This is a genomic window from Agriterribacter sp. (assembly GCF_035444585.1).
Lineage (GTDB): Bacteria > Bacteroidota > Bacteroidia > Chitinophagales > Chitinophagaceae > Agriterribacter.
Genome location: NZ_DAOMOZ010000177.1, coordinates 1 through 10,254, shown reverse-complemented (window position 1 = coordinate 10,254; position 10,254 = coordinate 1). Strand labels below are relative to the sequence as shown.

Genomic DNA, 10,254 nt, shown 5'->3' with positions numbered 1-10,254 from the left:
AATTTTCACTATTTTCTTTTTCTTTGATCAGCTCTGCGATCCATTTAAAGCCGGTAAGCACGTCATAGCAGGTTACATTATTTTCTGCGGCTATACGGTTGATCATACCGGTAGTTACGATGGTTTTTACCACCATATCATTTGCCCTTGCAATACCCTTGGCCTTGCGGGCTTCTATAAGATAATTGAATGCCAGCACAGCCGTTTGGTTACCATTTACCAGCACCCAGTTGCCTTTATGGTCTTTAACGGCAATGCCTACCCTGTCGGCATCGGGGTCGGTTCCCAAAAGAATATCCGCATCCAGCTCTTTGGCTTTTTTTAAGCCGATGCTCATAGCCTCACTTTCTTCCGGATTGGGATAAACAACCGTTGGAAAATTACCATCCGGCTTCGCCTGCTCTTCCACGATGGTAACATCGGTAAAGCCGTATCTTTTTAACAATTCGGGTACCAGCGTAATTCCCGTGCCGTGTATGGGCGTGTATACAATTTTAAGATCGTGCTGTTTGGCAATCACTTCGGGATGTACGCTCAGGTCCTTTGCCATCTGCCAGTAGGCCTCATCCATATCCTTACCAATAAGTTGTACCTCACCTCCCTGTCCGGCGGGAGGGTTCCATTTCACTTCATCAACCGAAGCAATTTTATCCACTTCGGCAATTACATTTTTATCGTGCGGCGGAACCAATTGCCCCCCGTCGTTCCAGTAAGCTTTATAACCGTTGTATTCTTTGGGATTATGAGAGGCAGTACATACCACCCCGCCCTGACAGCCCAGATGGCGGATGGCAAAAGACAGCTCAGGCGTTGGACGCATCGATTCAGACAGGTAAGCCCTGATGCCATTGGCGGCCATCACATTGGCTGTGATCTCTGCAAAGTTGCGGCTGTTATTTCGGCTGTCGTGCGCTATGGCAACTCTTATTTTGCCCCCGGGCCAGGTTTTTTTTAAATAATTCGCATAACCCTGTGTGGCCATGCCAATCGTATACTTATTGATGCGGTTGGTGCCAACCCCCATGATGCCCCGTAACCCGCCGGTACCAAATTCAAGATTTTTGTAAAAAGCTTCTGTTAGTTCATCAGGGTTTTCTGCCTCCAGCTTTTTTATTTCATATTTGGTGGCTTCATCAAAAGAACCGTTGAGCCACATGTTTACCCTGTCTTTAATTTTGGTGTCCATATTGTGTGTCGTTATTGTTTGCAATCAATTTATGCATATTTATCGAATTTCAGGGAAACGGGTAAATTATCAATATCATTCAAGCCATGCGCCGGTAATGATTTCATTTTCTACCTCTACAAAAATATGCTCCTGTAAAGTTGTGGCAACAGCATACCCTACATAATCTGTATGAACGGGGAAAGTTTTATGTGTTCTGTCTACCAAAGCAAGCGTTTGAATTTTTTTGGGCTGATCCTGCAAAAATGGTTTTAAGGCATACAGCATGGTTTTGCCGCTGTTGGCTACGTCGTCCACTACTATCACAACAGCATTATCAAAGTTTTTGCGCCCGCTTAATGTAATTTTGCCCGGCCGTCTTTTATCGTCTACTACAATATCCATCACTTCAATCTTTCCTTTAAAAGTACCGCTTAACAATTGCTTCAGCTTTTGGGCAATAACCACTCCGTTTTCCCTGATGCCTGCCAGCAATATCTGGTCTTCACCCGTATTGCGTTCCGCTATTTCAAATGCCATCCGCCTTAATATCTTGTCTATTTTTTCTTTGGTAAGAATGTAGTTCTTCATCCTTTATCAGTTAATCTTATCAAAACTAAGTGGTATTAATGAATAAAACAATTCGTACTAAACATCTTATCTTAGCGTTACAACTGTACTATGATACACATTGCCTCACAGATCGTTTTTATTATTGCCGCTGCTGCCGGTATCGGCCTGTTTGCAAAAAGAATTGCAGACATACGTAAAAACATACTTACAGGACGCGATGCTGATTTCACCGGCCAGTCATCCTTACGCTGGAAAAATGTGCTGCTGCTTGCCTTCGGGCAGAAAAAAATGTTCAGGAACCCGCTGGTGGCTGTGCTCCACTTTTTTGTGTACGCGGGGTTTATTATCATTAACATAGAAGTGCTGGAAATTGTATTAGACGGTATATTGGGAACACACCGCCTGTTTGCGCCCCTGTTGGGCAATCTGTACAGTTTCCTGATCAACGCTTTTGAAATACTGGCGGTGCTGGTGATTGTATCCTGCGCTGTTTTCCTTATCCGCAGGAATCTTATAAAACTGAAAAGGTTCATCAGTAAGGATCTCGATGGGTGGCCGCGGAGCGATGCCAATTATATACTGATCACAGAGATCGTATTGATGCTGCTTTTTTTAACCATGAATGCTACCGACCTGGCATTGCAGGAAAAAGGCTATGGTTATTATGCCGAAAACCCAACCGGCAGCTTTATTGTATCGGGCATGCTCACTCCTTTGTACGGATCATTTAGTGAAGCAACGCTGGTAGCAATAGAAAGAAGCTGCTGGTGGCTGCATATTTTAGGCATCCTCGCATTTATGAATTATCTGCCCTATTCAAAGCACCTGCATATCCTGTTTGCTTTTCCCAATGCATATTATGCGCGGTTGCTGCCCAAGGGGGAGATGAACAACATGCCGGCTGTGCAGAACGAAGTGTTATATGCCATGCAACCCGAACTGGCGCCTGCCGATGCCCCTCCGCCGGCGCGTTTTGGGGCGAAGGATGTGTTTGATTTAAGCTGGAGGAACCTGCTCGATGCTTATTCCTGCACCGAGTGCGGAAGATGCTCGGCTGCCTGCCCGGCTACCATTACAGGAAAGGCATTGTCGCCCCGGAAGATCATGATGGATACCAGGGACCGGGTGGAAGAAACAGGGAAAAACATCAGGCGGAACGGAACATTTAAAGATGACGGCAAGAGCCTGCTGCATGATTATATTACCGTTGAGGAACTGCGTGCCTGCACTACCTGTAATGCCTGCGTGGAAGAATGCCCCGTGAGCATCAGCCCGCTCGAGATCATTCTTGAATTGCGCCGTTCGCTTATTATGGAAGAAAGCAATGCACCGCAGGAATGGAATGCGATGTTCGGCAATATTGAAAACAATTTTGCTCCCTGGAAATTCAGTCCCGATGAAAGAGACGGATGGATGCGGGAGACGGAGTAAAGGGTTGCAGGATACAGGGCCCATGTTACAGGGAAATACCTGTGCATGCACCTTTGCACAACCTGTAACCTGCACCCTGAAACCTGCAACACCTCCATTTCATTTTTCGCTTTTCGCCAGCACCTTAAGGTTCAGCCTCACATTGTCGCCCATGCTTATGCTGCCGCCGCCTACGTTATAATCCCTGCGGTTTAATGTAAATTCACCCTCAAAAAGAAAATCATTTTCTTTTGGCGTTGCTTTAAAAGGAAAAGAAACTTCTTTGGTAACGTCTTTGATGGTGAGTTTCCCAAAAACAAAAAGATATTCTTTGCTGGTGCTTGTAGTTACCTGTGTCGACACAAAATGTATATCCGGGTATTTTTCAGCCTCAAAATAATCTTCCGACCGTAAATGATTGTCGCGCTGATCAATACCGGTATTGATGGTCTTAACATCTATCGTTACATCAAAATGAGAAGCGCTGAGACTGTCGGGGAAAAAAATGATTTTTCCCTGTAATCCTTTAAAGCTTCCGCTAACATTCACACCAAAATTCCTGATCTTGAATCCAATTTCCGATCCTTCATCAGCGGGTGTAAAATGCTGCCCGAAAGCAATAGCAGCTACGATCAGTGAAACAATAAGGGTAAATATTCGCTTCATGTCTTGATAACAGGTTGTGTCCTTCAAAGATATTAACAGATTTGTTAATGCCTTGCTTATATTCAAAGCATAATCTGATCATAATATGGAATAGCACAAAATAGTATAATGATAATTTTCGTTTAGCTTTGAAACTAAAATTAAATCCAGCATGAAGGTTCCGTTAATGTCAGAATTGTATGCCAACCGGGAACAGCCCGACATATTATTTTGGGTAGGCTGTGCCGGTAGTTTTGATCAGCGGGCGCAAAAAATAACAAAGGCCTTTGTAAGCATACTCAATAAAGTAAATGTAAAATATGCCATACTTGGAAAGGAAGAGGCTTGTACCGGCGATCCGGCCCGGAGAGCAGGTAATGAATTTTTATTCCAGATGATGGCTTACCAGAATATCCAGACACTGAACAACTATGGAATAAAAAAAATAGTTACCGCCTGCCCGCATTGCTTTAATATTCTTAAAAATGAATACCCCGAACTGGGGGGAAGCTATGAAGTGATCCATCACGCTGTTTTTTTGCAGCAACTGATTGATGAAGGAAAAATAAAGATGAAAGAAGCCGGTGATTTTAAAGGAAAGCGCATCACTTACCACGACAGTTGTTATTTGGGGCGTGCCAATAATATTTATGAAGCGCCGCGTAAAGTGCTTGAGGCGCTTGATGCCGAACTGGTGGAAATGAAACGTTGCGGCAGCAAAGGAATGTGCTGCGGGGCCGGGGGAGCACAAATGTGGAAGGAAGAAGAAAAAGGCTCCATACGTATCAATCACGAAAGAACCAATGAAGCCCTGGAAACCGGAGCCGGCGTAATTGCCTCCGCCTGCCCTTTTTGCAATACCATGCTTACCGACGGAGTAAAGAATAAGGAAAAAGAAGACAATGTGCGGGTGCTCGACATTGCCGAATTGATCAATGCCTCAATGGAGTGAATATGAAAGATCTGAAATGGAAAGTTTTATCATCGGAATACCTGTATAAAGCCACATGGTTCACCATTCGCAAAGACAAATGTGAAACACCCGAAAAGAAAATTGTTGATCCTTATTATGTATATGAGTTCCCCACCTGGGTTACGGCAATGGCGCTTACGGAGAACAACCAGGTGGTTATGGTTCGTCAGTACCGGCATGCGCTGGGTGAAACCATTATGGAAACGCCCGGTGGATGCGTGGATGATACCGATGCCTCTCTGCAGGCTGCCATTGAAAGGGAATTATTAGAGGAAACGGGATATGCATTCAGCCATTACGAATACCTGGGGAAAATATCTCCCAATCCCTCCACCAACGACAACCTCATGCATATGTATTTTGCCCGTGGGGGCAAAAAAGTGCAGGAGCAGCAACTGGATCAAAATGAAGAAATAGAAGTATACTTATTCAGCATAAGCGAGATCAAACAAATGCTGAAAGAAAATAAAATAATGCAGGCGCTTCACGCCACCTGCCTTTTTTACGGACTGCATAAACTGGGGGATATGGAGTATTGAATTAAATCCGAAGCCGGAAGAACGAAATTCGAAAAGGAAACACCAAGATCCAAATCACAAGAACCAAACCTGCAGGCAGGCCTGCCAAAATCCTAAGAATAAATTTCGAAATTCGAAAGACAAAAACCAAAAGTATGGTGAAAGGTGAAAAGAGAGAGGTGAAAAAGGAGTATTCATCCTTTTGTTAGCAGTAGCTCACCTGATAGCTGAAAGCTCACGGCTGATACCTCATAAAAAAAAAGCATCAAGTTTTGTTGATATGTCGGCTTGCGCTTTCATACTACTAACCCGATGCTTTCGTGATGGGCTTCCATCTTCTGACGGATTTCCGCTCATCTGTGTTACGTTCTTACTGTTTCCGGTATTACTTGTAACGATTGTTCTATAAAGATACTCCATGACTCTACCCGTTTGCAAGCATTTTGCCGGTTTATTATGCACCCGAAATGCACCGGGTTATGCACCAAAACAAAAAGGTTTTGCAGAATTTAGATGAAGTTGTGCACAAAATTCCAGATTTAAAACTTAAAATCCCAAATTTTTATGATCTCATATTTTCGTATTGCAACGGAATACCCAGCTCCCATCCCTTTGAAGCCTGGATAATTGCCTGCAGATCATCAATCTTTTTGGCGGTAACCCTCACCATGTCATCGTTAATGGAAGCCTGTACCTTTAAGCCTGAATCTTTTATATGTTTAACGATCTTTTTGGCATCGTCCTGCTTAAGGCCGTTCCTGACGGTTACTTCTTTTTTCCATACTTTACCACTTTGTGATCCTTCCTTCGACAAATCAAAAGCCTCGGGAGCTATGCCCTGCTTGTGCGCCCTGTTGATGAGCATATCAATAAGCTGCCGCATCTTCATATCGTCGTCCGTTTCAATATTCAGCTTAAATTCTTTTTTGTTCAGATCAATAACCACATGGGCGTCTTTAAAATCAAAGCGGTTGGTGATCTCTTTTCTCGTGACATTTACAGCATTGTCCAGTAGCTGGGCATCTACTTTACTTACCATATCAAATGAAGGCATAATGATTATTTTTCAAATGCAAATGTAGTATATCTCATTATAGAACAGCAGGCAGAAAAAATTGAAATCAAATAAAAAACTGATTCGCTAAAGCTGCATTGGCTTATTTGGTTTATTTTGGGAGATAAAATCAAATAGAACGATGAAAAAAAGTATTCTGTTATTATTATCTTTTGTTTTAAGCATTCTTTTTTTTACAACCGCAACTGCCCAGCATACAAAAGACAACAGGGAGTTTTATGAAATAAAATTATACCATTTTACTACTGCTGCCCAGGAAGAAGTATTAGACAAATACCTGTCGGAATCCTATATACCGGCCCTGCATAAAGCGGGCATTAAAAATATTGGCGCTTTTAAGCCGTTAAGCAATGATACTGCTGCAGACAAAAGGCTTTACGTTCTTCTTCCGCTTACTTCACTGGAACAGCTCCTCACGCTGCCACAGAAACTGCAAAAAAACGCTGATTACGTGAATGCTTCAAAAGATTATTCGGACGCAGCTTATAATGCAGCGCCCTATACCCGTATGGAATCCATCGTATTGCGTGCCTTTCACCTGGCGCCCCGGTCGGCCGTGCCTGAATTAAAATCGAACAAAGCCGAAAGAGTATATGAACTGCGCAGCTACGAAAGTCCCACCGAAAAGCTATACCGGAATAAAGTGCATATGTTCAATGAAGGCGGGGAGATCCCCCTTTTTAAAAGGCTCCGGTTCAACGCTGTTTTTTACGGTGAAGTAATTGCCGGGAGCCGCATGCCCAACCTGATGTATATGACCAGCTTTGAAAATATAGCCGACAGGGAAGCGCATTGGAAAACGTTCAGGGATGATGCCGAATGGAAACAGCTTTCAGCAAAACCGGAATATAAAAACAATGTGTCGAGGAATGAGAGCATTTTAACGCACCCAACGGCGTATTCCGACTATTAAAGCGCCGGGGATTGAAAGGGGAACAGGCAATGGCGAATAGTGAATCCTCACCATCCGGCACACATGTTTCGTGAGACGATAAAGGTGAAAAGTGAAACGGGTAGCGGATCTCACTATTCACTATTCACTACTTTTCTCTGATATGTTGGCATAATTTTATATTGTATAACATAACCTAAAATGAAATTTTATGCAAAACTGGCTTAGAACTTTACTTGCGGGATATGGCGCTTACAAATGGGGTGGCGGATGTTTGGGCGGCGTACTTGTTTTTGTGATCATCTACTATCTTTTGGGATATTGTTAGCTTCATTTTTAAGCATGCATTTGCCGGTACCGGAGCAGCCATTTTTCAACTATATACTTTAGTATGTCCCGTAAAAAGGTCATTTACCGCATTGCTTTTTTACTGGTGATTTGTCTGACTGTATTTTTTGCAGGATATATCTACCGGGCCATATCCATTGTAAATGCATACGGGGCTAAAGTAGTATGTTCGGCTGTTTATCTTCAGCACCGGAGCGTTCAAAATGTTATTGATGAAGAGCTTTCTGCCTTTCCCTTTTTTCTTGCAACCTATATTGTAAATGAAAAGGATTCGTCGGCAACAGGTACGACCTGGGGTTTGGCAAAGCGAAAAGCCATTTACCGCCGCAAACTGGGAGCAACACTGGTGAGTGACAGCAGTGAAAAACAGATAAGGGCCCAACACTTTATGCTCCCGCTAAAACCTTCAAAAAATACCGATACCATTGCCTGGCCCAATGGCAACCTGTTGCCTGATACTTTGCCTTCCGGAATTGACCCGTTGAAACTGGATGCGGTATTGCAGCAGGCGCTGAACGGATCTAAAGACGGTAGCCCTGTATATACAAACGCTATTGTGGTATTGTACAGGGGCGAACTGGTGGCTGAAAAATATGCGCATGGCTACGATAAAAATTCACTCATGCCCGGATGGTCTGTTGCCAAAAGCATAACAGCCGCATTAACCGGCATTCTTGTGAAACAGGGAAAGCTGGATGTGAATGCTCCCGCACCCGTGGCGGAATGGAAGGATACCGACAAAGAAAAAATTACACTGGAGCAATTGCTGCAACAAACCAGCGGACTGGATTATGAAGAGAATTACAGGAAACCATCCGGCGCTACCAGCATGCTTTTTAAAAAAGGGAATGCTGCTGCCTATGCAGCACAGCTTCCTTTGGCATTTACGCCGGGCACGGTATTCAATTATTCCAGCGGCAACAGCAATATTATAAGCCGCATCATCCGCGAAGCCACCGGCAAAGGATATCATGCTTTTCCTTATGAATCGCTTTTTTATAAAACAGGTATGTATTCTATAGTGCTGGAGCCCGACGCATCGGGAACTTATGTAGGTTCTTCCTTTTGCTATGCCACGGCAAGGGATTATGCCCGGTTTGGCCTGCTTTACTACAACAATGGCAGATGGAACAATGAGCAGCTTTTGCCGGAAGACTGGGTAAAAACCACGGTTCAGCCATCAGCCGCAGATACACTTCAACATTACGGGTACCAGTTTTGGCTGAACGGCTTCGATAAGAACAATCCCTCAGAACGCTGGTATCCGGATGTGCCGGCCGATATGTACTTTGCCGATGGCTTTGGCGGGCAGGATATTTATATCATCCCTTCAAAAAAATTAGTGGTGGTACGATTGGGTCTGCGCGTAATGAACGAGAACAAATTACTCAAAGACATCATTTCAGCCATCCGGTAAATATTTGATACATTGACCTGCTCAAAACAAATTATGCTGTATGCGGATAGATGAGGCGGCAGCTATGCTTGATAATGAATACTTCCACACTGCACAACAAATGGCTTGGGCCGACCTGGGATGCGGCAGCGGAACTTTTACAATGGCGCTTGCAACACTGCTTTATCCGGGCAGCGTGGTGCATGCCATAGACAACAATGCCGCCGCGCTGAAACAAATACCTCCCGGCTATAACCAGGTAAGTATTGAAAAGCACAAAATTGATTTTGTTGGTGGTGTGCTGCCTTTCGATAAAGTTGACGGAATACTTATGGCTAATGCTTTACATTATGTGCAACAAAAAGTTGATTTTATAAAAAAGACCGCTGGTTTTTTAAAAGACAAGGGACAGTTTTTAATTGTAGAATACAATACAGACCAGCCTGTACCGGTATGGGTTCCTTTCCCGGTAAGCTTTGCATCGTTACAAAATTTATTTCACGATGCGGACTTCAACACCATCCGGCTGTTAAGCGAACACCCTTCTGTATACGGGCATGCTCCTATGTATTCGGCAATCGTAAAAAGATAGACCATTTATCTATAAATATGTTAAGAAAACAGATTGTAACAAATGAGAAGGGAAAAGGCTTCCTGTTTTATAAATAAACGCATACTTTTAGTAATAAACATTGTAATTGCGTTCATCAGCCTTTACCCGTCATGAAAAAAGTACTTCAATTATTACTCAGTATATGCTTTTTGGTTCCGCCGCTGCTTGCCCAGGAGCCTGATGATATAGCCGGTGGGTATTTTCTTAAAGGCGTACCGGAAACCGCAAGCGGCTTTCAGCTAAAGCCCAATTATACTTTTACTTTTTTCTTTACTTACGGAGGTTTAGACCGTTATGGATCGGGCAGATGGACGCAGGAAAAAAACACCATAGTATTCAGCAGCCGCATGAAACCTGCAAGAGATTTCAGACTGCTATCAGCCAGGAGGGTAAATGATAATTTTGTAACGGTAAAATTCACAGATAAAAACCCTGCGTTGGTAAACGGTATTGAGTGTACATTGTACACAGCAAGAGGAAGACAAAAACTGTTCACCGATACAAGCGGCACTGTTAAATTCCCCAAAAACACCGTAGATTCCATACAGATCTTTTCCCCGCTTTTCCCCGATCACCCTTATACTTTTATCGTAACCAATAAAATCCAGAACAATTTTGAATTTGCTTTTGAAAAATGGGTGGCGGA

General features: G+C 43.4%; 11 protein-coding genes. 7 read left to right on the top strand and 4 right to left on the bottom strand.

Annotated features, from left to right (window positions below; translation table 11 throughout):
• A partial coding sequence (locus tag PLH26_RS16495) for a phospho-sugar mutase (RefSeq protein WP_324587130.1) occupies nt 1-1,186 on the bottom strand: 1,186 nt, incomplete at its 3' end.
• Between the two features lie 75 nt (nt 1,187-1,261).
• A complete protein-coding gene (locus PLH26_RS16490; protein ID WP_324587129.1) occupies nt 1,262-1,756 on the bottom strand; it encodes a phosphoribosyltransferase family protein in 495 nt (164 codons plus the stop codon).
• A 90-nt stretch (nt 1,757-1,846) separates the two neighbouring features.
• Between PLH26_RS16490 and PLH26_RS16485 the strand changes: the two genes are divergently transcribed.
• Nucleotides 1,847-3,169: a 4Fe-4S dicluster domain-containing protein gene (locus PLH26_RS16485; protein WP_324587128.1), complete on the top strand. Its 1,323-nt coding sequence runs from the start codon at nt 1,847-1,849 to the stop codon at nt 3,167-3,169.
• Nucleotides 3,170-3,268: 99 nt separating this feature from the next.
• Here the strand turns inward: PLH26_RS16485 and PLH26_RS16480 are convergent, their stop codons facing one another.
• Nucleotides 3,269-3,814, bottom strand: a complete 546-nt coding sequence (locus PLH26_RS16480) for a YceI family protein (RefSeq protein WP_324587127.1) — start codon at nt 3,812-3,814, stop codon at nt 3,269-3,271.
• Nucleotides 3,815-3,965: 151 nt separating this feature from the next.
• On the opposite strand from PLH26_RS16480, the gene PLH26_RS16475 reads away from it, so the two are divergent.
• Together PLH26_RS16475 and PLH26_RS16470 are read left to right on the top strand one after the other, a co-directional pair.
• Nucleotides 3,966-4,745, top strand: a complete 780-nt coding sequence (locus PLH26_RS16475) for a (Fe-S)-binding protein (protein ID WP_324587126.1) — start codon at nt 3,966-3,968, stop codon at nt 4,743-4,745.
• A gap of 2 nt (nt 4,746-4,747) precedes the next feature.
• Nucleotides 4,748-5,305, top strand: coding sequence for an NUDIX hydrolase (locus PLH26_RS16470; RefSeq protein ID WP_324587125.1), 558 nt, complete (start codon nt 4,748-4,750; stop codon nt 5,303-5,305).
• Between the two features lie 541 nt (nt 5,306-5,846).
• Here the strand turns inward: PLH26_RS16470 and PLH26_RS16465 are convergent.
• Entirely contained in the window at nt 5,847-6,338 is a 492-nt protein-coding gene (locus tag PLH26_RS16465) for a YajQ family cyclic di-GMP-binding protein (protein ID WP_324587124.1), read from the bottom strand.
• A 142-nt stretch (nt 6,339-6,480) separates the two neighbouring features.
• On the opposite strand from PLH26_RS16465, the gene PLH26_RS16460 reads away from it, so the two are divergent.
• From PLH26_RS16460 to PLH26_RS16445, 4 genes are all read left to right on the top strand, one after another.
• A complete protein-coding gene (locus PLH26_RS16460) occupies nt 6,481-7,272 on the top strand; it encodes an NIPSNAP family protein (RefSeq protein WP_324587123.1) in 792 nt (263 codons plus the stop codon).
• Nucleotides 7,273-7,642: 370 nt separating this feature from the next.
• Nucleotides 7,643-9,016: a serine hydrolase domain-containing protein gene (locus tag PLH26_RS16455; protein WP_324587122.1), complete on the top strand. Its 1,374-nt coding sequence runs from the start codon at nt 7,643-7,645 to the stop codon at nt 9,014-9,016.
• Nucleotides 9,017-9,056: 40 nt separating this feature from the next.
• Complete coding sequence (locus PLH26_RS16450) at nt 9,057-9,587, top strand: class I SAM-dependent methyltransferase (protein WP_324587121.1); 531 nt, start codon at nt 9,057-9,059, stop codon at nt 9,585-9,587.
• A gap of 131 nt (nt 9,588-9,718) precedes the next feature.
• Nucleotides 9,719-10,254, top strand: a 536-nt coding sequence (locus PLH26_RS16445; RefSeq protein ID WP_324587120.1) for a hypothetical protein, incomplete at its 3' end; no start/stop codon positions are given.